The following is a 24,567-nucleotide window of genomic DNA, read 5'->3' as shown; positions in this document are numbered from 1 at the left end:
CTTTGAGTACAGTTGTTGTGCAGAAATTCGGTGGAACCTCTGTTGGTTCTACCGAGAGAATAAAACGAATGGCAGACAGAGTCATACAGGAGAAGGAAAAAGGTCATGACGTCGTTGTAGTCGTTTCTGCAATGGGGAAAACCACCGATGCACTTGTAAAGTTAGTTAGTGACATCACAAATGAACCAAGTAAGAGAGAGATGGATATGCTACTGTCAACAGGTGAACAAGTAACGATTTCCTTACTGACAATGGCTCTTCAACAACAAGGGGTGGAGGCCATTTCTTTCACAGGATGGCAGGCTGGCATCCGAACGGATTCCATCCTTGGAAATGCTCATATTCAATCCATTGATACAGGTCGCATTCTAAACGAATTGGAGAATGGTCAAGTGGTGGTGGTCGCAGGTTTCCAAGGAGTCACGGAGGGTGGGGACATTTCCACTTTGGGAAGAGGAGGATCCGATATCACGGCAGCTGCTCTTGCGGCCGCGTTAAAGGCAGATAGGTGTGACATCTATACGGATGTCGACGGAGTATACACCTCAGATCCCAGGTTTGTTCACAGAGCATCGAAAATCACTGCCCTTTCCTATGAGGAAATGCAGAATTTAGCCTCAATGGGAGCAGGTGTGTTGCATCCAAGAGCGGTTAAACACGCGAAAAAATACGGAATTCCTCTTTATATAAAATCCAGCTTTGAAAAGGGCAAGGGAACCATGATTTATGGAAAGGCAAAACAGAATGGATCGCCCCATGTGATTGGTATCACATTTGAAGCAGATATCAATAGATTAGAGATCTTTAATTGTAGTGATATTGAGGGTTTCCAAGAAGCATTAATGTGTGAACTGGCCTCACACCATATTCAGGCCGATGTTTATAAACAAAGCTGTAGAGACTCAATATCCTTATTGGTCAAGGAACAAGACCATCAAGAGGTATTATCGATTTTGGAAAAAGAGAAAGAGAAATGGAAGTATTCACGTATTGAAAGAAAAGGAGGTTTGTCAAAGGTCTCGGTAATCGGGCAAAATATTAAATCACAGCCGGCCATAAAAATGGAAATGTGCAAAGTTTTATTGGAAAATTCCGTGAGAGTGAAATTAGTAGGTGAATCTGCTATTAGCGTTACGGCAGTCGTTGAGAGAAGCCAGGTCCAGCTGGCGGCAGAACGTTTGCATACCGGGTTTGGATTGGATTATGAAGTCGTGATGAAGGCTTCAGTGTGAAACAAAGGTCATAAGTGAAAAGGAGAAAAAATCGAGTTTATCATAACCGATTTCTTCTCCTTTTTTCACGTAGGTACGATAAGATTCAACATCACTTCCTGGGAAAAGATGTTGAATCTTGCTGAAAGAGAAAAGGTGGTTTAAAGAAGTTACAACATTTGGTATAATTTATGTGAAGTATTTCACAAAATGTAAACTCCATTATTCTATAAGAGAAATGAGTTGATCAAGTGGGAAAGAAAGTCGTGATAGCTGGGGGAACAGGCTTTATCGGTCAGTATCTTCAGAATCAATTTCTTGAAATGGGTTATGTAGTGACGATTATTTCTAGGCAGTCTCCCCATATTTCCTGGGAAGATCAAGAGGGAATGGTTCAATCATTAGAAGAAGCAGAACTGCTCATAAACCTCGCAGGGAAATCTGTCGACTGCCGTTATAATGAGAAAAATAAAGCAGAAATCTTTAAATCCAGAACGGAAACGACCAAGGCACTGGGGGATGCCCTTACACAGTGCAAAAATCCTCCGTCCCTATGGATCAACTCGAGTACGGCAACGATCTATCGCTATGCAGAAGACCGGCCAATGACAGAGTATGATGGTGAAATCGGTACAGGTTTCTCCGTTGAGGTAGCGAAGGATTGGGAGAAAGCGTTCTTCTCATACCGCTTACCGGCAACCAGACAAGCAGCTTTGCGAATGGCCATTGTATTAGGACCTGGTGGCGGAGTCATGACACCATATAGGACCTTAGTCAGATTTGGTCTCGGAGGTGTACAGGGATCGGGAAATCAGAGATTTAGCTGGATTCATATAGAAGATGTGTTTCGCATTATGCTATTTCTTATGGAAAATAAGAAGCTGAGCGGAGTGTTCAACTGCTCTTCCCCAGATCCTGTCACGAATCGAGAATTCATGGCACACTTACGTAGGGTGATGAACAAAAAGATAGGGCTGCCAACCCCGAAGTGGATGCTCGAAGCAGGTGCCATGCTTATCAAAACCGAAACAGAATTGGTCCTGAAAAGTAGGTGGGTCATTCCGGAAAGATTAGAGACTGCCGGATACGAATTTAAATATGACACGATGGAAAAGGCACTCGGTCACATTTTGTCTAACTAATGGAAAAAAGGACTTGTCCGCTAACAAGTCCTTTTGATTTCAGATTTTATTATGTCGCAGGTATTCAAGACTCATCCTGACGCTATCAAAGGGAGGAATCCTGGATTCGTCCTGTTCAACAATCCACCAGTCCACATCATTATGTACGCCATTGTCTAAGACAGAAACAATGTCCACACCACCCGCACCCAATTCAGCAAAAAATCGTTCTCCGTCCGTCGTCATATCTTTTAAATGAACCAGAGGGGTCCTTCCATGGTAGCGTTTCAGCCAATCAACCGGACTTTCACCAGCATAGGTCAGCCAATAAATATCAAACTCCGCTTTGACCCAATGGGGATTGGTTTCAGAAAGAATCATGTCAAGTGCTGTTTTCCCATTGGACAGTGTGGATAATTCGAATTCGTGATTGTGATAGCACAGGGTAATCCCTTCTTTTAAACACCTTTCACCAAATGAGTTAAGGTCATCGACTAATTGCACATAATGTTCCTCAGTTCTTTCTTCAGGAAGCAAATACGGACACACAATAAAGCTGCTCCCAAGCTCGTGCTGATCGTGAATCACTTTGCTCACATCACTTCTTAGGTCCTTTAGCGGTATATGACTGGAAGCGACCCGCAGTTCTAACTGATCGAGTGTTTTTTTTAGCTCTTTCGCTGATAGCCCACCATATCCTGCCAGTTCTACCCCTTCATAGCCTATTTCGGCCACCTTTTGAAGTGTTCCTGTAAAGTCTTTTTCCAACTCATTTCGCAATGTATACAATTGCAGGGCAATCGGAATTTGTTTCATCTTCACTCACTCCTATCCTCTTGTCATGTTCTCATTGATTTTAGATAGAACGCTTTTATATACTTCTAATTCCTCCTCAGAAATTCCTTTAAGAAGGGTCTCTTCATATAATCCTTCTATAAATGGAGAAAGTTCATCCTTCGCTTTCATCCCTTTCTCAGTGATGAAAATAAGGAATGATCTTCTATCATCAAGGTTTCTCTGTTTGTAGATCAATTCCTTCCGTTCCAAAATGTCTAAGATCCTCGTTAAGGTCGGCTGATCCTTTTCAGATTTAAAGGCCAGTTCTTTTTGACTGATTCCATCCTGCTCCGCTAATCGCTTTAACACAGTCCACTGCTCGGGTGTCACATCAAATTCCTTCAAATGAAATGTAAGGAATCGAACAATATTCTTTACAGTATGGCTTGTATACAAGCCAATGGATTCATCACGGGACATCGTCATTATTTTTCACCTACTACATTCAATTTCTTCTCCTTATCATACATGAAATTCAGAATGATTTGAGAGGTTTGATAAAAGTATTTCAATATAGTTGTTACAACAACTATATTTACAAATATACATGTTATAGATATAATTAGTATAGCAACTAATTAAACGAAGGAGATTTTTTATGAGTCATTCCAACCAAACAACTATATGGACACGGCCATTTTTTATGGCATTAGTGAATAATTTTTTTATTTTTTTAGTTTTCTATTCGTTGTTAACCGTCCTGCCACTCTATGTGATAGATGAACTTCACGGAACGGAAGGGGAAGCGGGTCTCGCTACAACGATTTTTTTACTTTCGGCCATCATTGTTAGGCCTTTCTCGGGGAAAATCATTGAACTGTTGGGAAAGAAAAAGACGCTGATCATAAGTGTCATGCTTTTCGGGATTTCATCATTCATTTACTTCTGGGTGAATGATTTTTATCTTTTAATGGGGCTTCGTTTTTTTCATGGAATTTGGTTTAGTATTGGTACGACGGTTTTAGTTACGATTGCCGCAGACATGATCCCTCCCCACAGGAAAGGGGAAGGGCTTGGTTATTTTGCCATGTCAATGAACGTAGCCGTGGTAGTTGGACCGTTTATTTCGTTAGCACTTATTCAATGGATCCCTTATTCAACGTTGTTTATGGGTCTAGCCTTTGTCATCGTCATCGGATTCCTTTGTTCATTCGGTATTCAGGATTCGGAGAACGATGAGGTGGAAGCAAAAATGTCGGGACGATTAACCTTTAAGGATTTAATAGAAGTTAAAGCGATTCCGATTTCCCTTGTAGGATTTTTAACATCATTTGCTTACTCCGGGATCATGTCGTTTATATCCGTCTATGCGAAGTCTGTCGGTCTATTCGAATCCGTCAGCTTATTCTTTGTCGTCTTTGCGGCCGCTATGCTGTTATCACGACCTTATACAGGACGCTTATATGACAGGTCAGGACCGAATGCTGTCATCTATCCGTCACTCATTATTTTTGCCAGCGGTTTGATTCTTTTGAGTCTCACTCATTCCGTCCTTTTATTATTGGTTGCAGGAACGCTTATCGGACTTGGCTATGGTGCTTTACTTCCGAGTTTTCAAACCATGTCCATTATGGCTGCCCCTAAGAAGAGAACAGGGCATGCGACCGCTACATTCTTTATCTTTTATGACCTTGGCATTGCCGTTGGATCGTTTGTATTGGGAGTCATTTCATCCCAGTTTGGCTTTTCTGCATTGTATATCATTTGCAGTGGAGTGATTTTCGTCACGATTGTGGTTTATAAAGTAATAACCAACCGTGTAAATCATGATGAAATTCAGAAGGCGAGGGTATTAGAATTGTAGATGAATGGGGAAGAAGGCATCTCTCATTAGAGGGATGCTTTTTTTATGTAGTCTAATTGAGAATAATTTTCAATTAATTATTGACAAATAGCAGGAAAGTTTGTATGGTTTACTTATAGTGATAATGATAATTATTATCAATTAGGTATAAGCGTATTGGAGGTTTATCATGACCAATAAAATTGTAATGATCTATGCAAGCATGAGTGGAAATACAGAAGAAATGGCGACGGCTATCGAAACAGGTGTGAAGGAAGCCGGAGCTGAAATCGATGTAATTGATATAAATGACTGTCCGAATGTTCACGTCCTTGAGGAATATGGTGGAATCCTGTTAGGTGCGTATACCTGGGGGATGGAGAACTACTTATTAAATGATAAATTGCAAGAAAGAGGAGCCCGTTTGAATCAAGATGGTTTGGAAGTGGAATTAACCCCAGAGGATGAAGACGTGGAGGCGTGCAAAGAATTTGGGCGTACATTTGCTAGTGAGCTCTTGTTTAGTAAACATGAGGGCTAGAGAAAGGAGAGGCACTTGTGAACTATTCACTTTCGATTAAAACATTATCGGATATACATCTAAAAGAATTCATCAATTGTCCCCACAAGTTTTACTATCACTACATCCAGCATGAAGAAGCAAGTAAAGTTGAATGGAAAAAAGTTATGCAGTTCATTGTGAACCAAGTGGTGAAGGACTTCTTTATGCTTCCCGTCAAAATGAGGACGCCCATCAAAGCACTTGAAATCATCGAGAAGCACCTTTCCTCTATTAAAACAAACATCTTTGATTCGAAGATTGATTATTATTTAGTGGTGGCGAAAGTGACGGATTACTTAATGCAGGACTTAACGCAAAACTATGGGACATTACCACCTCTTTTTATAAATGAAAAGTTTCGACAATACTTTGAAGAGCTTGAAACTCACTTATCCCTCACGATTGAAGTGGCTGAATGGGAACAAGAATCGTTCACAGTCACCAAGTATCTTGTCGATACAAATCACGAAATGATTACCTTGTATTATTATTTGACGGTAGTTTTCTGTGAAAGATCATTTGGAAGACTTCCTTCGTCGATAAGAATCGTTTCCTTGTTAAATGGAGAAGAATTTGTCCATTCCCCTTCACCGACAGAAATGAAAAAAGGTTTGCATTACATAGAGAAATTAAAAGATATGCTGTCTGCACCACTATCATCCAGTACCAAACCGAATGGGGAAGTATGTTTGAGCTGTCCTTTTGTGGAGGTTTGTGCAAATAATGAGATAGAGTTTCTTTTTCAAAAAAAGCATTAAACAGAAGAAGAGGACTTACCGTATTTCGGTAAGTCCTCTTCTTCATTCAATTAAAGCGGATGCTGATTGTTTATCAAAATTTATTCGGGCAACTTTTTTCTCATTTTTAAACAATATATAATGGGCGGTGGCAATTTTTTCTTCAACATAATCAATAGAGAAAGTCCCTGATGGATCTGTAAGGCTCCCAATTGCACGGGATAAATGATCGATCACATGCTTTAAATGTTCTGTCCTCTTCAATTCATTACCAGAATTCATTTGATCCATGATTTCAAATGCAAGATTTTGAACGTGATACAGACGCCTTTGCTCCATACTGAAGATTCTCCCTTCTTATCAAACATATCTCTTTGATTATATGGTGAAAGCTTCAGATATATGATGATTTATCTCCATGAATCAGGTATGAAACAGGGTGGAAAAGTACACTCTAAAGATAATAAGGGAGGTGTTTGAAAATGGCACAAGACGTATTATGTGAAGTAAGCAACTGCAAATACAACCGTGAAGGAAAGAAGTGCTCTGCCGACCAGATTTTCGTTGTCAGTCATAAAGGAAACAAAGCTCACAACAGTGAAGAAACAGATTGTAAAACATTCGATCCAGGTATGTAATGGAAGAGAAGGCAACCATAGGCGTGGTTGTCTTCTTTTTATATAGTATTGATAATAATTCTCATTCTTATACAAAAAAAGCTCACAAAAGTGAGCTGATCAACTTGCCTGTTCCGAAAATGTGGTCGTTTTGAGTTGCCGGTATCTTGAATAGAACAGTCCCGTCATCAAAAGGGACAGGAATCCGAATAAAACCGTCATCATTTGGAGTCCAACGAGATCCAGCAGCAATCCTGTGAGAAGGAGCACAACCTGGAAAATCAGTCTGTCTAGCATATTACGGAACGAGAAGAAACGGCCGTGAAATTCTTTCGGTATTCGAGTCTGAAAAATCGTGGCAGCAGTCGGGAAGAAACATCCCACTGCAAATCCAAACACTGTAAACGCAAGTACTGACATAATCGGACTGGTTGCAAAATAAAGAATCATTTGCGCAATCCCGATGATAAAGCTAAAAAAGAATAATATTTTATAGGGTGACATTTTTTCACCCATTTTCTTGACGGCAAAAGCACCTGTCATAAAGGCAATCCCTTCGGCGGTATAGATCCAACCTTTAATCGCTGAGCTATCCTGAAGCTCGCTGATATTGATGACCATTAAGTTGAACCCGCCGATAAACAAGAGAGGAATCAACGTCATCACAAGAGTCATAAATACGATCGGGAGCCCTTTGATAACAGGAAAGACTTCTTTAAAGCTTGCCCCTTGTGGTTTTTCACCTTGTTGAGAGGTTGTCGCCGTTTTTTCAATTGATAAGAACCAGGTCATCACAAATAGTGCCAGATACGCTACTAATGAGAGAACGTATACCAATGTTAAAGATATGATCACCAATAGGACGCCTGCTAACGCAGTCCCAAGGATCCTTGAGAGCGTGGCAACATTCATATGAACCCCATTCATTTGTAGTAAATCCTTCTCTTTCACCACCATCGGAATGGCAGCCTGCAGAGCAGGAAAATAGAAAGCAGCAGAGATTTGAATGCTCACTAAGAATAATACCATCCATAACACCGAGCCGGTATCAATCGCAATCAACATGAAAATAACACTTAATGCCCTTGTGAAGCCTGAGATGAGCATCACCGTTTTTTTATTTGCCTGATCCGTTATTCTGCCGGCTAAAGGTCCAACAGCAAGACCCGCAAGCAGTCCGGAAGCGAGAATCACCGATTTTAGAAAATCGGAAGGCACCTTTTCCTGCATGAACTCCAGATTACCGATGATCCCTAACCACAATCCGAGACCAGCTATAAATTCACCAATCAATAATATCCATACATTTTTATTTTTCCACATATAGGTCCGTCCCTCGCAGTCGATTTATTTCGCTTCTCTAAATATACTATGGCGGGAGGGGAATGGGAATGATTTTTTTGGTGGGGAGTGATGTAGTTATCTGGAAGAAAAGGCAGTTCGCTGATAAAATTGAGATTTCGCTGATATATCTCGAATTTCGCTGATATATCGGAAATTTCGCTGATAAAAGTAAAATTCCGCTGATAAAATTAATATCCACCATCTAGAAGCAGGATTTTCTGTAGTCCGAGGAGAATACACGTAATATAAAACCCGATTGGAGTGATAAAATGATCGAAAAAGAACGAATCATCCCTCGAATTATCCTCATTTTGCAAGCTTTACTCCGCCGACTTCCCCTCAACCACCCAAAACTGCACATGATATCCGAGGAACTTGGTAAGAGAATGGCTGGATTCAAAGGAGAGACAGCTATTGATTACACTTTGAGCTTTTTAGACTCCAAAAAATACTACATTCTCCACGATCTCAGAATCCCCCACAAAGACAGCTTTTTTCAAATAGACACCCTACTCATCTCAACTAAATTCATCCTCAATATTGAAGTTAAATACCTTGCTGGCACTGCTTATTTCGACCCAATCTTCAATCAACTTATTCAAACAAAAGATGGTATTGAATCAGCTTTACCGGACCCTACGATTCAAATCAAAAGACAGGAAAGCCAGCTATTGAAATGGTTAAAAAAGAACGGACTCCCCGCCATCCCCATATACTCTTGCATAGTCATGAGCAACGATCGTACAATCATAAAAACCGCTCCAGATAACAAAAACCTTAATAAAATCGTCATTCATCGCCATTCTCTATTGGACAAGGTGAAATATATTGAGGATTCTATTCGACAAGAAAACGTCACACCTAAAGATGCGAAAAAATTAATTCGTACATTAAAAAGACAACATAAAGAACCTAATCCCCCTGTCTTAGAGCGATATAACATTACAGAAGGAGAACTGTTAAAAGGGGTCATATGTGAAGTTTGCAATCATCGGCCGTTAGTGAGAAAACATGGGAAATGGTTTTGTATGAATTGTAATAGTGAAAATATTAATGCTCACATCCAAGCCTTTAAGGACTATGAACTTTTGATCGGACCTACCATAAGTAATGCGGAACTAAGAAAATTTTTAAAAATCAATTCCGCTCATGTTGCAAAAAGACTCCTCCAATCCCTAAACCTCCCCACAACTGGCACCAAAAAAGGAACACAATACTTCCTATCATTCAATGAAGATCAATCCAATAAAACGAAACAAAAAAACCCGCCAACAATCTGACGGGCTTTCATTCCTTCTCAATCCACTCCTGGGACCACTTCTCTATATCTTTCATTAATGGCTCTAAAGAATACCCTTTTTTAGTTAGTGAATATTCAATACGCACGGGTGTTTCCGGGTAGACGTCTCGATGTACGATGCCTTCTTCTTCAAGGTCCTTCAGACGCTCTGAAAGAAGTCTGCCACTGATGCCGATTGAGTCTTTGATGGTGCAGTTTCGTTGTGGACCGGAAAGCAATTGATAAATGATGAGTGCTGTCCATCGTTGACTTAAGATGCTGATTGCTTTCTCGAACCTAGGACAAATTTCTGAATGATTCATTCTGTCAATGCCTCCTTCTTTGTAACTAGTATACCACATTTCCACCATATTAGTAATTTAATTACTTGACGAAACAAAGTTATTAAAATATCATTAGTTACATAAAGTAACTATATTTAATGAAACAACATAAAGAAAGGAAGCATATACAATGCTACAAAATCATTTAATAGGAGCACTTATTTTAAGAATATTTTTAGGAATGACCTTCTTCATTCACGGTTTGACTAAGTTCCAGGGGGGAATCGAAAATACGGTCGGTTTCTTTCAAAGCTTAGGACTGCCAGGGTTTGCGGCTTATGTGGTCGCCATCATTGAACTGGTCGGTGGATTGGGCATGATTTTAGGGATTGGTACTCGTGTCGTGGCTGGATTATTTGCGTTAATCATGTTGGGAGCAATCGTAAAAGTAAAATTAGCTGCAGGTTTCTTAGGGAATGGACAGATGGCCGGGTACGAATTTGATTTGGCACTGCTTGCGATCTCTTTATATTTTGTCGTGGCTAAGGAATCATTGTTCTCATTAGATCAGAAGTTTTCACAGCTAAAATGAAACGGAGGAATAAAGATGAATTATCATACAGAACCACATACATTCGTTGGGGAAGTTAATATAAAAGTTGAAAACTTAGAGCGCTCTATTTCCTTTTACCAAGAAGTAATCGGATTTAAAGTACTGGAACGAACAGAGAAAAGAGCGACTCTGACGACAGATGGTATCCACCCGTTACTATCTCTGGAACAACCGGAAAGTGTTACACCTAAGCAGCCTAGAACGACAGGATTGTACCATTTTGCCCTGTTGTTGCCGAATAGAACAGATCTGGGAAATATATTAGAACATCTAATAAAGCTGAATATTCAACTGGGATCTTCTGATCACCTGGTCAGTGAAGCTCTGTATTTATCTGATCCGGATGGAAATGGAATCGAGATCTACAGGGACCGTCCTTCATCGGAATGGACCTGGAATGGCAATCAGGTAAAGATGACCGTTGATCCAATAGACGCAAGGGGGATATTGGATGAGGCAATGGGACAACCGTGGGAAGGACTTCCTGCCGATACGGTCATGGGACATATCCATCTGCATGTTTCTGATTTGAAATCAACAGAGGAATTTTACGGGAAGGGGCTTGGTTTCGATGTAGTCAGTCGATTCGGAAGTCAGGCACTATTCATTTCAACAGGTGGATATCATCATCATATTGGACTGAACACCTGGAACGGGGTAGGAGCTCCGAGACCAGCTGAAAACAGTGTGGGCTTAAACTGGTTCACCCTACACTTTCCAACCGAAGAAAAACGCACCGCCATCATCCGAAAGCTTGAAACCATTGGAGCATCCATCCAGGAACAAAACGGAAAAATTTTAACCGAAGACCCATCAGGCAACCGAATCTATTTAAGCGTGTAAGAGAAGAGGGACGGACCTCACATTGAGGTCCGTCCCTCTTGATGAATGAATCTAAGGAATACCTTAAAAAGGAGCCTAAGCGCACTGAATGTGGCGCTGGCTCTTTTTTGTATGATTTTATTAATAATAATAAGGGTAAGGAGGATAACCATAGTAAGGTGGAGGATATCCGTATCCATATCCATATCCATATGAGTATGGACTCAATAATGCAGCTCCAAGCAGTCCACCGGCGAGACCACCTAAAAACGGGTTGAATCCAAATCCAAACGGTCGTCTTCCAAACCCACCAAAGCCAGGCCTGCCAAATCCCACTCGTCCGATTGGGCGTCGTACATCATGATAATTGATAAATGTTTCATTTCTTACAGTGTGAAAATCATTCAAAACATAAACCTCCTCTCTATCTAGGTTATGAATATTCACCCCGATTCGAAATGGACTGGGCATTAACCCATCTAGAGAGATTTTGTGAAAATAGGCTTATGAAAATTCTTTGATTTTTAATATGAACAGCAGCTACTAACCTTGGTTGCTTCACATTCATACATGTCGAGTATGTAAAACAACTTCAGGAGGAAGATTCCTTCGTTTGAACCAATGCAGAAATGACTGAACCGATTGCCTGGATCCAGCTTCCCACCACATTGATATTCCCGCTGTCCCTTTCATTTAACTCAAGGATATCTGAGATGGCCTGTAGGGAGTTACCGATAATCTGAAGGAGATTGCCGTAAATCGAATAAAGCTCTTCTAAAGTATGTTCTTCATTAAATGAATCGGCAAGGGCTGCCCCTCCACCCAACGCCTGGAGGAGATTTCCTTTAATATTCAACTCTTGTTTTGTTATGTCATCAAAATTAATCAGTATGCCGGCTATAACAGTGACGTTTCCGATCGCTTGAATTTCATTTCCTGCTTTCGTCAGGGTGAAATCGTCTATTGCATCTGCTTCTAATGCATTTCCCGTTGCTTGCAGTTCATTTCCTACGAGATTGAACGACTGTAGAGTATCTTCTGGAATGCTTTTTATAGGGGTACTGCCAATAGCGGCAAGGACCGTTCCGATTGCCGCAACCCATGCTCCGAACGTGAGTTTTTGTTCATTGCTCATAGTATAATCGCCTACTTTAAAGTTCTTAGATATTGTATACAACTAGGCGATGGTTGGTTCATTCCCACCATATTGAAGAGGGGTAGGAATCACCTTCTACTGGAAAAGTTTCTCCGATTCGTGGGGTAACAACATGAACCCCTTGTTCTGCGCCGCTTTTCGTCACTCTCATAATGGGATCAGTCCATTCATGAAAAGATAATGTGAAAGCACCCCAATGAATGGGCAGAAGCCACTTCCCCTTCACATCAAGATGGGCTTGTACAGTCTCTTCCGGGCACATATGTATCGGTGCCCATCTGGGATCATATTGACCACATTCCATCAGGGACAAATCGAATGGTCCATAAACACTGCCGATTTCTTTGAAATGAGGACCGTATCCACTATCCCCGCTAAAGAAGAGTCTGGAAGAGTTCCCGATGATACACCATGAACACCATAAGGTGGCATTACGATCATGTAAGCTTCTGCCGGAAAAATGTCGTGCCGGGGTACAAGCCAGAGTAAGTCCACTCCACTCAACCTCTTCCCACCAATCAAGCTCTACAATGTGATCAGAATGGATTCCCCATCTCTCAAGGTGACTCCCTACCCCGATGGGAACGAAAAACTGCTTCACTTTGCCTCGAAGCTTTTGAATCGTGCCATAATCCAGATGATCGTAATGATCATGCGAAAAGATCACAGCATCAATAGTTGGGAGATCATCCATTTGAAAAGGAAGATCTTTGCTATACCGCTTTCCGCCAATCCAAGGAAACGGGGATGGAGCTCGACCAAACATAGGATCAAGAAGTAGTCTATTCCCATCAATCTCAATAATCGATGCTGAGTGCCCAAACCAGGTTACATTCGTAACGGAATGAGGATGTTCAAAGGAGGGAAATCCGACACTTGGAATATCGGTATCAGGTTTACGGTTGGCATTTCTTTTCATAAGATCCCGAATCATTGTAAGAGACGTGGAAAAACTGGTATCCATAGAAGTTGGAATGGGATTTTTAAATGAGCCTTTTGAATGCTGTGGAGATGACCGAACACGTTCAAGGGAAGGCTTCTCACCAAATGCAGGATAAAACCGGATAACCAGGAAGGCAATCACGATCATAGCGGTAAGCAAAAATATAGATATTAGCATGGATTCTGCTCCTTTTCATTCGATATCTTTTACTATCTCAGATAAGCTTGCGACTGTCCAAAATGAAGGCTGTGTCACATTTAAGAATTATTTAAGATTTCCGTTAAGAATCCATAAGGTTTGTTTATTAAACTATCGTTAATCATAGTGAAGGGATGATCAAATGAAAAAATGGATGATTGGAATAGCTGTAGCAGGAGCTTTGGGAGTGGGATGGTGGCTGATTTCTCCGTTATTAATAGATAAGGTGGTGAACGAAGCGCCTGTTTCATCGCCTTCTGGCTCAAATATGAAAGAACAAGAAGAGAATACTATGAAAGAAACGGATTCATCTTCGCCAGAAGAAATGACAAACGATACAATGAAAGTAAATGAATTAGTCGGGACCTTTCAAGGAGATGAAAATCACGATGCAAAAGGAAATGTGAGTATATCAGAGAAAAATATCCGATTGGAAAATTTTGAAGTGACCAATGGACCCGATCTTTACGTTTACTTAGTGGAAGAAGGTCAGGAAACAAAAGAAGGGATTTCACTGGGGAAATTAAAGGGGAACATCGGCAATCAAAATTATGAGATTCCAGGAGGTCATTCTGTATCATCAGGAATGGCAATTGTGATTTGGTGTAAACAATTTGATGTGGATTTCGGTCGTGCTGAGTTAGGTAAGTAAGGCAATGTAAAGGAGAGTAAATCATGACAAACAAAGTGCTGTTAGTAGATGATGAAGAAAATATTGTGGATGTATGCTCACGGTATCTCATGAGGGAGGGGTATGAAGTGAGTACTGCCTCAAACGGATATGAGGCAATTGAACGATACAATACGTTCCAACCGGACATCGTGATCCTGGATATCATGATGCCTCAAATGGATGGGTGGCAGGCAGCTGAAAAGATAAGAGAAGACAGTGACACACCCATCATCATGCTGACAGCACTGGGGCAGGAGAAGGATAGGATCTATGGGCTGACGATCGGTGCGGATGATTATGTGACAAAACCTTTCAGTCCACGGGAATTATTGCTCCGGGTCAAAAATGTATTAAGAAGGACCTGCTCAGCTTCAAAACAGGAAAAGCAATTGGAGGTTCTTAAGTGGAAAGGCTTGCTCATTGATAGGGATAAGCGAAAAGTAGTCGTATCAGGGAAAGAAATCGAGATGACCGTGAAAGAATTTGATCTATTAATCCTTTTAGCAGAGCATCCTTCACAGGTGTTCTCCAAATCCCAGCTGCTCGAAACATTATGGGGATATGAATATTTAGGTGATGCCAACACAATCAATGTTCATATTCGCAGGTTAAGAGAAAAAATAGAAACCAATCCTTCTGAGCCTAAATGGATAAAAACCGTGTGGGGAATAGGTTATAAATTTGAGGGGCAGCAGCATTATGAAAATTAGAACCCTCATTATTTTAGCCAACACGATTTCGCTCTCCGTAATCTTAGTATTTCTCACAATCTCGTATGTTCAGATGTTTATCTCAACCAATATCATCATCCTGCTTTCCCTTATTACGCTTGGAGCGGGGATCCTATCCTTTGCCGTGAATTTGATGATCACATCGCCTTTGTTGAAATCTGTCAAGCAGATGAGCAATGAAGCAGAGCGGATGGCTATGGGTGACTTTGATGTGAAGGTGACAGAGGCAGGACCCCAGGAAATTAAAAAACTCGCTGCTAACTTTAATCATATGTCCACTAAAATAGAAGCAATGTTCGACGAATTAAGGGAATCAGAGAAGTTCAAGAGTGAACTGATCGCCAATGTTTCCCATGATCTCAGAACACCTTTATCATCGATCCATTCTTTTGTTGCCGCTTTGAACGATGACATTATTGAAGATCCTGAAGCACGGAAGAGATATTACGAGACCATTTTGTCAGAAACCGAAAAACTGGGTCTATTAATTGAAGAAGTACTGGAGTTTTCACAGTTGGAAAACAGGAAACTATTATGGAATCCGTATCCGACACCAATCGATAAACTCCTGATTGAAACCATTCAGCAGTTCGAAAGGGTTTTACAAGAGAAGCAAGTTGAAGTGAAAGTACAGTACGATGAAGATTTACCTCTGGTTCCTTTAATGCCTGTTCAAATCAAAAGAGTGATGACGAACTTTATACAAAATGCCCTATCCTTTTCTCCTGATCAGACGTCAATTGCAATTAAAGCAGGAAAGGATGGAGAGATGATGAACTTTTCAGTCACAGACGAAGGAAAGGGGATTCCCCTTGAAGAACAGGCATCGATCTTTCAGCGTTTTTATCGGGTAGAGAAGTCCCGTAACAAAGCAGGAGGAGGGTCTGGCTTGGGGCTGTCCATAAGCAAAGAAATTGTTGAACTTCATGGTGGGGAGATCGGAGTCGAAAGTGATGGCGAGTCTGGCAGCACCTTTTGGTTCCGATTGCCTTTAGAAATGAGAAAGGAGGAGAGATGATGAAAAAAGTGATGATTGGAATCGGTCTGTTGCTGGTAGTGAGTCTGGCAGCTTTTTTCGGACCTAAACTGTATGCAAGCATGACCCAGAAGTCTTTGGGGAGTGAGCCGGTAAAGACAGATATAGTGGATGGCGAACATGCAGTTGCGACTTTTGCAGGAGGATGCTTCTGGTGCATGGAACCTCCTTTTGAAAAATTGGATGGTGTGTATTCCGTCATTTCCGGATACACAGGTGGCGAGGAAAAGAATCCAACCTATGATGAAGTTTCCACGAAACAGACGGGTCATGTGGAAGCCGTTCAAATTGAATATAATCCCAAAGTGATCACGTATGAGCAACTATTAAAGATTTTCTGGAGACAAATCAATCCTACTGATAATGGTGGTCAATTCGTCGACCGGGGTCCTCAATACGTGAGTGGTATCTTCTATCATAATGAAAATCAGGAGAAAATAGCACAACAATCAAAACAGGAGTTAGCAGACTCAGGGCGTTTTGAAGAAGAGATCGTCACAGAGATCCAGCCTGTTACCACCTTTTATAAAGCGGAAGAGTACCATCAGGATTATTATAAGAAAAATGAATTAAGCTATAAGTTTTACCGAAACAACTCAGGGAGGGATGACTTCCTTGATGAAGCTTGGGGAGAGGACCTGAACATCAAGCTGGATACGAAGCCTCTTTATCCTTCCTTCACAGGCGAAGAACTAAAAGAAAAGCTTACGGATATCCAGTATAAGGTAACCCAGGAAGACGGGACAGAGAAAGCATTTGATAATGAATATTGGGACAACAAAGAAGAAGGGATCTATGTGGATATCGTTTCAGGGGAGCCTCTCTTCAGCTCTAAAGATCAATATAAAAGCGGAACCGGGTGGCCCAGTTTCACGAAGCCCCTAGCAGAAGAAAACATTGTGGAAGTCGAAGATCGCACACTATTTATGGTGCGAACCGAGGTAAGGAGTAAACACGCAGACTCCCACCTGGGGCATGTGTTTGATGATGGTCCTGAGCCAACAGGTTTAAGATATTGCATGAACTCAGCAGCCCTTCGATTTGTCCCGAAAGATGAGTTAGATGATCAAGGCTACGGAGAGTTCGTTTCTCATTTCGAAAAAGCGGAGGAGGAGTCGTCATGAATGGCGCAACTTCATTACGATCTGCTTCAGCCATCAGTGATCTTCCAGGAAGGCTCGCAAACTACTCAAAGAAAGAAGTAATCTTTCAACCTTTTTCACGTAGTCAAAATCTGTACGGGATTCAATCCGGGAAAATTAAGCTATATAAGCATAGTGAGGATGGACGCAAAACCATCCTCACCATGCTGGGTGAGGGAGATTTCTTCAGTAACATAGCGTCTTTCAGCTTAGACGACGAGGGAGTTTATGCAGAAGCTATCGATGAAACGATCTTAAGGATCATTTCTCTTAAACAACTGGATAGCTTAAGTGTATCGCAACCTGCTTTTCTTTCAGAGCTCTTCTATACCTTCAATCAACATATGAAACAACGAAACATGTTCCTCGAACGCATCATGTACGCACCTGTTAAAAAACGAATTCTTTACCTCATGTCATTTCTTATGAAGAACTTTGGAGAAAAGCAAGGGAGATTCATGAAATTAACGGTCCCCCTTACCCACCAGGATATCGCAAGCTTCATTGGCTCTACAAGAGAAACCGTGACCAGCCTCACAAAAGAACTGATAACAGAAGGACACATCCAAAAAAAAGATAAGCACTATCTTGTGATGGGAGGAGGCTGGGACAGAACTAAAAAACCAAGATAAAAAGACGAACAATAGAAGTGTAGGTTCTTCATACCGCTAATGATTTCCGTGCAAGACTACGCTTTCCGCGGGTAGCCCGTGAGCCTCCTGATATGAACGAAACTGTCAATACTCATATCCTACATCGATTTGGAGGCAACTTTAAGAAGAGAAGCTCCTTTCGCTTCTTCTCTATATGTTGCGTTAAAGCCATTACTGGCTAGACTTTTTCCTTCTTTAGCTTACTGACCACTTCTCACCTCATCAAATAGCTGTCAAGTGATCTTCTTGATAGCTATTTGATGAGGTGAGATACTTATTGAGCTAAAGAAAATGAATTTTTCCTCCTTACTTTTTTTAGAATAGAAGGTAAGAACACGGCACGAAGGCAAAAATTCTACTGCGGTTAGCACTCTGATATTCGTGGGTTTTCACATTTTATCTTTCCGTATAAAGGACTGATCCACTAACTCGGGTCGTGCGTTAATCTAAATAGATATAGCACAGAGGAGGCCACGTGGGTTTTCCTTTCCGGTTTTTCTCTTTGCCTTCGAGCCCTATTCTCATTCTTCTAAGGGGTTACCTTACTCTTCGAGCTACGGGAATACGTTCTTTAATTTGTTTTCGGTGTTTCTTCTACTTCTTGCATCACTGCCCAAATAAAACCTGCCAATTCTCTGGCTACAGCCGTTATGGCTTTACCTCCTTCTTTCCCTCTGGATAATAAACGATAATACTTCTTATGAAGTCGATTTTGTGCTTTCCAAGAGATCGCTTGAATGGTAGGGGATTGGCCACTCTGTCTTCGTTTTAATTCGCCCTTGACTGCTGGTTGATATCGATAGCTCCAAGCTGATTCCACCAACAACCTTCGAACGTGTCGATTGCCTGTTTTGGTAATGTTCCCTTGCATGCGCCTCTCTCCACTAGAATATTCACTAGGAATTAATCCAACGTAGGCCATAAATTCGCGAGGGGTAGAAAAACGTTTGAAAGATCCGACTTCAGCTACAATACTTGTCGCTGTGACAAGCGCAACTCCTCTTAGTGCTTGAAGTGCTTGTATTTTCGGCGCCTGGATTCCTTCATTCGCATAGGTTCTTATTTCTTCTTCTAATCGTAGGACCCTTTGTCCCAACTCTTTCAGTTGGTGATAATATTCTTGAAACACCACCCGTAAATGAGGATTTTCAAATTTTAATGTATCCAGCCACTGCATATATTTTACTGTCCATTTTCTCACTCCTGAAGGAGGATTGATATTATTTCGTAGTAAAAATTTACTTAAGCGGTGTTTGGACCTTAACTCATCTTCCTTTGCGTCTTCTCGACATCTGACAAGATCCCGCAGTGCCTCATCTTCTTGTGTCGGTATATAAATAGATGTTAATTCACCGGCTCGGAACAACTGTGCGAGCCGAATAGAGTCTCTACGATCTGTTTTTATGCGCTCTCCTGGTCTTTGAGGAATAAGAGATGGGGCAATGACCTCACAGTAAATCCCTAAGGTTAGAAATAATCGATATAAGGAATAACCTGTCGGCCCTGCTTCATAACACACTCGCACTGTCTCTGAACTTCCTATTTTCTTTATCAATTTCTTCACAGCTTCCGGGGTATGAGGAATCATTCCCCAGTATCTCGGTTCTTGTCGTCCTTCATCCGCTATCGCGACAGCAATTTTTTCTTTGGATACGTCTAAACCAACGTATTTTATGGTATCCTTCATAGTAACTAGCTCCTTCCGTAATGTAGCTCTGATTTGGTTTTTGTTTTTACTTCAGAAACAGTCTAACCAAATTAACCTACGATGTTACGAGTAAGGAGCTAGTTTTCGTTCATGATAACTCGGCAAGCCTGCGGGGTCTCACATAAGCTACTTTCCCGCAGGAGTCTTCGTCTTGCCCTCCAATCAACCGCTGGAAACAGCTAAAATCAAATGATTCGAAAATAAATAATAAACCCGAACAAATCTGCACACTAAGAAGCAGGTTTGTTCGGGTTTGACTTAGGATGAAAAACTTTTGTCCCAGCCTCCTTATATTCACCTGTCTAATTTAAAGATGTCTGCGTATTGATTTGGACGGTTTAAGATGAGACCACGGAGGATGTTAGATCCGATCATACTGTATACCGTACTGTTTCCACCGTTGCCTAATAAGTAATATGTTCGTTCTTTTTCAGGGTTCATTCCTATATAAGGGAGGTTGTCCAATGATTCACCGAAATAACTTAAGTGGGATTTATTTGAATGAAGGAAATTGAGATATGACGTGGTTTCAATCGGAAAAAAACGGCTACTGCATGGATTATGTAGGTTGAAGATGCAGTAGCCAATGAATTATTTTTGTTTTTTCGTGTAATTCAAGTCCCAATTGATTCCATAAGGATCTTTCACCTTTGCATATATAGCGCCCCAGAACGTGTCTTGAAGCTCCATAACTACCGTTCCTTTTTCAGTTAAACGGCTATAGTATCTATTGATTTCCTCTTCACTTTCCAGCTCGAGAACAAGGGATATATTGTTCCCCACCGTGGGCTGGTGACCGGGAAAGCTATCTGACATCATAAAGGAAAGTTCTCCTTTTTTAAAGTGAGCATGCATGATTTGGTCAGCTATTTCCGGTGGACTGGGGTAATCTGCCTCGCCAAAAGTCTGAACTGCCAATACTTCCCCTTCAAACACTTCTTTGTAATAGTCTAATGCTTCTTTCGCTTCGCCACTAAAACTAAAATAAGGTGCAGCCTGATGTTTCATCATTTCTCCACTCCAGTTCGTATGAATTTTATTACATCTTTATTATAGTCCAAACAGATGGAATAAAACAAGAACAAACGTTCGTATTTGTAGAAAAAAAAGATAGGCATTTAACTGCCTATCCACGATTATTTATAATAATTCAGTATTTAATTCAACATCGATATTGCCACTCGTTGCTTTAGAGTATGGGCAAACTCCGTGTGCCTTATCGACTAATTGCTTCGCTTCATCAAATTCAACACCACTTACTGCTACTGTTAACACAACGCCGAGTTTGAATCCACCATCTGTATCTTTTCCAAGGGAAACCTCAGCTGCTACTTTCGATTCAATCTTTTTCTTTTCTTGACGTGCCACTAAGTTAAGAGCGCTATCGAAACAAGCCGCATATCCAGCTGCGAACAATTGTTCAGGATTCGTTGCCCCTTCTGCTCCAGAACCCCCAAGTGATTTAGGCATTGCCAATCCGACATCCAATACTCCGTCACTGCTTGTTACTTTTCCTGCGCGTCCACCCGTTGCTGTTGCTTTTGCTGTGTATAATGCTTCCATTTCATTCACTCCTCATTTGTTTTTTTATTGTGCACAATTTAATATTACAAAATTAATTCTAACGCCTTTGTTTTTAAATGTCAACAATTAAATTGCGTACAATTTAATTTGATAATTGATATCTTTTTTTGTATGATAATCTCAGGTTAGTTTGTTCAAGAAAGGAATACACATGTATGAAAGATCCATTATTATTAGAGAATCAAATATGTTTTAAGATCTATACAGCTGAGCGGGAGATTACCAAGTTATATCGAGGGCTACTTGAAGAAATAGGTGTGACTTATCCGCAATACCTTGCATTGTTAGTGCTTTGGGAAGGTGGAACGGTATCTGTAAAAGAATTAGGTCGGAAATTGTTCTTAGATTCTGGAACGTTAACTCCGATGCTGAAAAGAATGGAAGCAAACGGGCTTGTTGAGCGTCATCGTTCCGTAAAAGATGAACGGAGTGTAATGATTTCCCTTACTGAAAAGGGAGAAGCAATGAAATGTAAAGCAAGTTGTGTTCCCGCAAGGTTACTTGAGCGGTTGGAGATGGATGGGGAAGAGCTGAAGAGCTTGGACCAGACATTGACGACGATATTGGGAAGACTCCAGGAATAGCTTCTGAAGAATTCTGGCGAATAGTTTCCTGATTTAGTTCTCATTAACAAAAAAAGATGATCCCTCAAAAGGGATCATCACTCATTTAAATAATGTATTCCAACGCTCAGCTTTTTCAAGGGCCGCTAAGTCATTCACGATCTCTCCAGGTTTTACTCCGGCACCAATCATATAATCAGCAAATTCCATGTTCACGAATTCAAAAATGTAATTGAACTGCTGTACAAGGGGCAATCCTTTAATATTGGCAGAGCTTCCTCCGGTTATCACAACATACGCTTTTTTCTTGGTAAGCTCTTCCTTTAAGTTAAATCGTTCATCACGTAAATATTGACTCCATCGATCAAAGAAATTTTTCATCGGGCCACTCATTCCATACCAATAGAGGGGTGTCGCAAATAGTAGTACGTCATGTTCTTCCATCAATCCAACGAGTTGTTCGTAGTCATCATCGACAGGAGAGAATCCGCCTTCTGAATGTCTTAGGTCTTCGATAGGTTCAATATGCAAGTCGGCAAGAGATACGACAGTGTGATCGGTTCCTTCTACGATCTTTTTTGCAAGATATTCTGAGTTGCCGTTTTTTCGTGTACTTCCTAAAAGAGCTAATACTTTCATCAATCAACACTCCTCTATGAATTAAAATATACAGTTAGGTCACTTTTCTAATACTCCACAAGGAGACATACCTTGTCACGTTGAAAGGGGGAGTGAGATCATATTCTGTCAAAAGCACCAAACAATCCAAGTTTGATGTTATATGAGACCTCTTGTTATCTTCTCCGAAACCCTTCCTCACGTAAATACAACGCAGCTTCATCGTATCCGCCAAAGCTGTCCTCCAAGTTATCGCCGGCATAAATATTCCAGCGGTCATCTTCTTCGATCAGCATGAGGGAATGCCCTTCCACATCTTTCCACATCTGTTCCACCGGAGGTACGCTTTCTTCTTCTGTTGACAAATGATCAATGGAAGCCCGAATGATTTCGCGCAGTTCATCACCTGAAAAATCACGGATATTCACGAGACCTTTTTGATTTGCGTCATATTCGGGAACACTACCCGTATAAACAAATCCGTTTCCGTTCGGATGCAAGTGATACACGACGGTGGTTTTTTCATAGAGACTGTCTTCGAAGTGGAAATTTACCCGATTCAGTGAAACGTCCTTACGTGTTAGTTCAGAAAAATCTTCTATGATAGTTAATTTATCTTCAAATGTCAGCATTATTACTCCTCATTTCATTTGCGATTTTCCCATTATAACATAGTGCCCTATTTTCTAAAGAGGATTAAAGGTATAATGGGGTACAAAGAGGTGACCCCATTGAATGATTTTACATCCTTAGGAATTGAGCCTAAGTACGTGAATGCGTTAAAAGAACAATCGATTACTGAACCAACACCGATTCAGAGCGAAACCATCCCTGTTTTATTAAATGGTGAAGATGTGATTGGACAAGCACAAACCGGAACAGGCAAAACGATGGCTTTCCTGTTGCCAATGCTCGCAAAAATTGATCCGGCGAGAGATGAGATCCAATCTCTTATTGTGACTCCGACAAGGGAGCTCGCGATTCAAGTAACCGCTGAGTTAAATCAGATTCTTTCTGCTACTGAAGATGACATACATGTATTAGCTGTGTACGGCGGACAGGATGTAGAGAAGCAAATTAAACGACTGAAGAATAAGGCGATTCATATCGTGATTGGAACGCCTGGACGATTGCTTGATCACGTTCGCCGGGAGACTGTGGACTTTTCAAATGTATCGTTTTTAGTGTTGGATGAGGCAGATCAAATGCTCCATATCGGATTTTTTGATGAAGTCGAGTCGATCATACGCGAGACGCCGTTTACTCGTCAAACCGCGCTATTTTCTGCGACGATGTCAAAGGATATCCGTAAGATCGGAAAGCGCTATATGAACAATCCACATAATGTACAGATTCGCGAAAAAGAAAAAATTGTACAGGAAATTGAGCAGGAAATCGTGGAAACGACGGATCGCCAGAAATTTGATGCCCTCAGCCAAACAATTCATGACGTCCAGCCTTTTTTAGGCATCATTTTCTGCAGAACCAAAAGAAGGGTCAGCAAGCTGCTGGGAGATCTGAAAGCGAGAGGATTCCTGGTGGATGAACTGCACGGTGACTTATCTCAAGCGAAAAGAGAAGGAGTGATGAAGAAGTTCAGAGACGCGAAACTTCAGCTTCTTATCGCGACCGACGTGGCGGCTCGAGGCCTTGACGTTGAAGGAGTCACCCATGTGTTCAACTATGATATCCCTCAAGATGTGGAAAGCTATATTCACAGAATCGGACGTACTGGCCGTGCCGGAAAAGATGGGCTTGCCATCACCTTTGTTGCTCTAAAGGATAAGCAGGATCTAGAAATGATTGAAAAAGGCATAGGCCGTTCATTGCCTCGTCGTGTCGTGGAGGTCGCTCCTTCTAAGGAAGCCGCCAATGTCCATAAGGGATCTAATGAAAGTGCGAAGGAAAGACGTGAAAAGAATATACAAGCGAATAAAGATCGAAAAACAAGGTCTCCACTTGGAGGACGTTCTCGTAACAGTGAAGGTGGTAACTCTTCGCTCAGTCGTCGATCGAGAAGGGAAGAATCATCATCCCGGCGCGGTGGAGACTCAGCCAGTCCCTCAAGAGGCAGCCAGTCCAGACCAAGTGATCCTGGAAAATCCAGAAGAAACGACTCCAGCGGAAAAAGAAACAGCCAAGGCAAATCTTCTTCAAATAGAAGAGGCCGCTAACCTATAAGCATGGTGACCAATGTGTCATCATGCTTTTTTTATAGAAAAGAATGGTGAACTATCCCTCATCAAAATACTGAACCTTTTAAAATCAGAACGCCAATATTAAGTTTCAGAATATTCCCAATTGATCCTTTGAATCTGCTAAAATAATGAATATAAACAGTCATTAACTAAC

Annotated in this window: 29 protein-coding genes; 16 read left to right on the top strand and 13 right to left on the bottom strand. The window is 41.1% G+C overall.

Translation table 11 applies throughout. From position 1 onward, the window contains the following. Window positions 1–2 precede the first annotated feature (2 nt). Both ACYH0O_RS21315 and ACYH0O_RS21310 read left to right on the top strand, forming a co-directional pair. Window positions 3–1,232: an aspartate kinase gene (locus tag ACYH0O_RS21315; protein WP_482630230.1), complete on the top strand. Its 1,230-nt coding sequence runs from the start codon at window positions 3–5 to the stop codon at window positions 1,230–1,232. Window positions 1,233–1,462: 230 nt separating this feature from the next. Then, window positions 1,463–2,353 carry a TIGR01777 family oxidoreductase gene (locus ACYH0O_RS21310; protein ID WP_482630229.1) on the top strand — a complete coding sequence of 297 codons (891 nt, stop codon included), beginning with the start codon at window positions 1,463–1,465 and terminating at the stop codon, window positions 2,351–2,353. A 39-nt stretch (window positions 2,354–2,392) separates the two neighbouring features. Here the strand turns inward: ACYH0O_RS21310 and ACYH0O_RS21305 are convergent, their stop codons facing one another. Then, window positions 2,393–3,148, bottom strand: a complete 756-nt coding sequence (locus tag ACYH0O_RS21305; protein WP_482630228.1) for a sugar phosphate isomerase/epimerase family protein — start codon at window positions 3,146–3,148, stop codon at window positions 2,393–2,395. Between the two features lie 12 nt (window positions 3,149–3,160). After that, window positions 3,161–3,595, bottom strand: coding sequence for a MarR family winged helix-turn-helix transcriptional regulator (locus ACYH0O_RS21300; protein ID WP_482630227.1), 435 nt, complete (start codon window positions 3,593–3,595; stop codon window positions 3,161–3,163). A gap of 172 nt (window positions 3,596–3,767) precedes the next feature. On the opposite strand from ACYH0O_RS21300, the gene ACYH0O_RS21295 reads away from it, so the two are divergent. The 3 genes from ACYH0O_RS21295 to ACYH0O_RS21285 all read left to right on the top strand — a co-directional run bounded on the left by ACYH0O_RS21295 (window position 3,768) and on the right by ACYH0O_RS21285 (window position 6,272). After that, entirely contained in the window at window positions 3,768–4,973 is a 1,206-nt protein-coding gene (locus tag ACYH0O_RS21295) for an MFS transporter (RefSeq protein ID WP_482630226.1), read from the top strand. 187 nt (window positions 4,974–5,160) lie between these two features. Next, window positions 5,161–5,493: a flavodoxin domain-containing protein gene (locus ACYH0O_RS21290; RefSeq protein WP_482632636.1), complete on the top strand. Its 333-nt coding sequence runs from the start codon at window positions 5,161–5,163 to the stop codon at window positions 5,491–5,493. Window positions 5,494–5,510: 17 nt separating this feature from the next. Further along, a complete protein-coding gene (locus ACYH0O_RS21285) occupies window positions 5,511–6,272 on the top strand; it encodes a PD-(D/E)XK nuclease family protein (RefSeq protein WP_482630225.1) in 762 nt (253 codons plus the stop codon). Between the two features lie 42 nt (window positions 6,273–6,314). Here the strand turns inward: ACYH0O_RS21285 and ACYH0O_RS21280 are convergent, their stop codons facing one another. Further along, window positions 6,315–6,590, bottom strand: coding sequence for a hypothetical protein (locus ACYH0O_RS21280; protein WP_482630224.1), 276 nt, complete (start codon window positions 6,588–6,590; stop codon window positions 6,315–6,317). A gap of 143 nt (window positions 6,591–6,733) precedes the next feature. Here ACYH0O_RS21280 and ACYH0O_RS21275 point away from each other — a divergent pair, with 143 nt between their 5' ends. Next, window positions 6,734–6,889 (top strand): DUF1540 domain-containing protein, encoded by a 156-nt coding sequence (locus tag ACYH0O_RS21275; protein ID WP_082051198.1) that lies wholly within the window; start codon window positions 6,734–6,736, stop codon window positions 6,887–6,889. Between the two features lie 99 nt (window positions 6,890–6,988). On the opposite strand, the gene ACYH0O_RS21270 is transcribed toward ACYH0O_RS21275, so the two are convergent. Next, a complete protein-coding gene (locus ACYH0O_RS21270) occupies window positions 6,989–8,191 on the bottom strand; it encodes an MFS transporter (RefSeq protein WP_482630223.1) in 1,203 nt (400 codons plus the stop codon). 290 nt (window positions 8,192–8,481) lie between these two features. Here ACYH0O_RS21270 and ACYH0O_RS21265 point away from each other — a divergent pair, with 290 nt between their 5' ends. Further along, window positions 8,482–9,492 carry a nuclease-related domain-containing protein gene (locus tag ACYH0O_RS21265; RefSeq protein ID WP_482630222.1) on the top strand — a complete coding sequence of 337 codons (1,011 nt, stop codon included), beginning with the start codon at window positions 8,482–8,484 and terminating at the stop codon, window positions 9,490–9,492. Window positions 9,493–9,499: 7 nt separating this feature from the next. Here the strand turns inward: ACYH0O_RS21265 and ACYH0O_RS21260 are convergent, their stop codons facing one another. Beyond that, on the bottom strand, window positions 9,500–9,814 hold the full coding sequence (locus tag ACYH0O_RS21260; RefSeq protein WP_482630221.1) for a winged helix-turn-helix transcriptional regulator: 315 nt from the start codon (window positions 9,812–9,814) through the stop codon (window positions 9,500–9,502). A 151-nt stretch (window positions 9,815–9,965) separates the two neighbouring features. Here ACYH0O_RS21260 and ACYH0O_RS21255 point away from each other — a divergent pair, with 151 nt between their 5' ends. Then, window positions 9,966–10,367: a DoxX family protein gene (locus ACYH0O_RS21255; RefSeq protein WP_482630220.1), complete on the top strand. Its 402-nt coding sequence runs from the start codon at window positions 9,966–9,968 to the stop codon at window positions 10,365–10,367. 15 nt (window positions 10,368–10,382) lie between these two features. Then, the gene (locus ACYH0O_RS21250) at window positions 10,383–11,231 is read left to right on the top strand and encodes a VOC family protein (RefSeq protein WP_482630219.1); all 849 of its coding nucleotides are present in this window, start codon (window positions 10,383–10,385) and stop codon (window positions 11,229–11,231) included. A 120-nt stretch (window positions 11,232–11,351) separates the two neighbouring features. Here the strand turns inward: ACYH0O_RS21250 and ACYH0O_RS21245 are convergent, their stop codons facing one another. From ACYH0O_RS21245 to ACYH0O_RS21235, 3 genes are all read right to left on the bottom strand, one after another. Beyond that, window positions 11,352–11,618: a spore coat protein gene (locus tag ACYH0O_RS21245; protein WP_482630218.1), complete on the bottom strand. Its 267-nt coding sequence runs from the start codon at window positions 11,616–11,618 to the stop codon at window positions 11,352–11,354. A gap of 184 nt (window positions 11,619–11,802) precedes the next feature. Continuing rightward, window positions 11,803–12,345, bottom strand: coding sequence for a DUF6944 family repetitive protein (locus tag ACYH0O_RS21240; protein ID WP_482630217.1), 543 nt, complete (start codon window positions 12,343–12,345; stop codon window positions 11,803–11,805). Window positions 12,346–12,403: 58 nt separating this feature from the next. After that, a complete protein-coding gene (locus ACYH0O_RS21235) occupies window positions 12,404–13,486 on the bottom strand; it encodes an MBL fold metallo-hydrolase (RefSeq protein ID WP_482630216.1) in 1,083 nt (360 codons plus the stop codon). Window positions 13,487–13,649: 163 nt separating this feature from the next. On the opposite strand from ACYH0O_RS21235, the gene ACYH0O_RS21230 reads away from it, so the two are divergent. From ACYH0O_RS21230 to ACYH0O_RS21210, 5 genes are read left to right on the top strand one after another with little or no spacing between them, the layout of a single operon-like run. After that, window positions 13,650–14,159, top strand: coding sequence for a DM13 domain-containing protein (locus ACYH0O_RS21230; protein WP_482630215.1), 510 nt, complete (start codon window positions 13,650–13,652; stop codon window positions 14,157–14,159). A gap of 23 nt (window positions 14,160–14,182) precedes the next feature. Next, the gene (locus ACYH0O_RS21225) at window positions 14,183–14,890 is read left to right on the top strand and encodes a response regulator transcription factor (RefSeq protein WP_482630214.1); all 708 of its coding nucleotides are present in this window, start codon (window positions 14,183–14,185) and stop codon (window positions 14,888–14,890) included. Continuing rightward, a complete protein-coding gene (locus ACYH0O_RS21220) occupies window positions 14,880–15,929 on the top strand; it encodes a HAMP domain-containing sensor histidine kinase (RefSeq protein WP_482630213.1) in 1,050 nt (349 codons plus the stop codon). Before ACYH0O_RS21225 ends, ACYH0O_RS21220 begins: the two co-directional genes overlap by 11 nt. Then, window positions 15,929–17,071 (top strand): peptide-methionine (R)-S-oxide reductase MsrB, encoded by a 1,143-nt coding sequence (gene msrB / locus ACYH0O_RS21215; protein ID WP_482632635.1) that lies wholly within the window; start codon window positions 15,929–15,931, stop codon window positions 17,069–17,071. The genes ACYH0O_RS21220 and msrB overlap by 1 nt, the downstream gene beginning before the upstream one ends. Beyond that, window positions 17,068–17,721: a Crp/Fnr family transcriptional regulator gene (locus tag ACYH0O_RS21210; RefSeq protein ID WP_482630212.1), complete on the top strand. Its 654-nt coding sequence runs from the start codon at window positions 17,068–17,070 to the stop codon at window positions 17,719–17,721. The genes msrB and ACYH0O_RS21210 overlap by 4 nt, the downstream gene beginning before the upstream one ends. A 592-nt stretch (window positions 17,722–18,313) precedes the next feature. On the opposite strand, the gene ACYH0O_RS21205 is transcribed toward ACYH0O_RS21210, so the two are convergent. The 3 genes from ACYH0O_RS21205 to ACYH0O_RS21195 all read right to left on the bottom strand — a co-directional run bounded on the left by ACYH0O_RS21205 (window position 18,314) and on the right by ACYH0O_RS21195 (window position 21,013). After that, window positions 18,314–19,429 (bottom strand): IS110 family RNA-guided transposase, encoded by a 1,116-nt coding sequence (locus ACYH0O_RS21205; protein WP_482629831.1) that lies wholly within the window; start codon window positions 19,427–19,429, stop codon window positions 18,314–18,316. 612 nt (window positions 19,430–20,041) lie between these two features. Then, window positions 20,042–20,458 (bottom strand): VOC family protein, encoded by a 417-nt coding sequence (locus tag ACYH0O_RS21200; protein WP_482632634.1) that lies wholly within the window; start codon window positions 20,456–20,458, stop codon window positions 20,042–20,044. Between the two features lie 132 nt (window positions 20,459–20,590). Next, entirely contained in the window at window positions 20,591–21,013 is a 423-nt protein-coding gene (locus ACYH0O_RS21195) for an organic hydroperoxide resistance protein (protein ID WP_149156633.1), read from the bottom strand. A 176-nt stretch (window positions 21,014–21,189) separates the two neighbouring features. Between ACYH0O_RS21195 and ACYH0O_RS21190 the strand changes: the two genes are divergently transcribed. After that, window positions 21,190–21,618: a MarR family winged helix-turn-helix transcriptional regulator gene (locus ACYH0O_RS21190; RefSeq protein ID WP_482630211.1), complete on the top strand. Its 429-nt coding sequence runs from the start codon at window positions 21,190–21,192 to the stop codon at window positions 21,616–21,618. Window positions 21,619–21,699: 81 nt separating this feature from the next. Here the strand turns inward: ACYH0O_RS21190 and ACYH0O_RS21185 are convergent, their stop codons facing one another. Both ACYH0O_RS21185 and ACYH0O_RS21180 read right to left on the bottom strand, forming a co-directional pair. Beyond that, the gene (locus tag ACYH0O_RS21185; RefSeq protein ID WP_149156635.1) at window positions 21,700–22,236 is read right to left on the bottom strand and encodes a flavodoxin family protein; all 537 of its coding nucleotides are present in this window, start codon (window positions 22,234–22,236) and stop codon (window positions 21,700–21,702) included. Between the two features lie 155 nt (window positions 22,237–22,391). Next, window positions 22,392–22,847: a hypothetical protein gene (locus ACYH0O_RS21180; RefSeq protein ID WP_482630210.1), complete on the bottom strand. Its 456-nt coding sequence runs from the start codon at window positions 22,845–22,847 to the stop codon at window positions 22,392–22,394. A 90-nt stretch (window positions 22,848–22,937) separates the two neighbouring features. Between ACYH0O_RS21180 and ACYH0O_RS21175 the strand changes: the two genes are divergently transcribed. After that, complete coding sequence (locus tag ACYH0O_RS21175) at window positions 22,938–24,389, top strand: DEAD/DEAH box helicase (RefSeq protein WP_482632633.1); 1,452 nt, start codon at window positions 22,938–22,940, stop codon at window positions 24,387–24,389. Window positions 24,390–24,567: the final 178 nt, after the last annotated feature.

The sequence above is a fragment of the Rossellomorea sp. H136 genome, from assembly GCF_056838065.1.
Note: the sequence above shows the minus strand (reverse complement) of the source record. Positions and strands in the feature narration are given on the sequence as shown.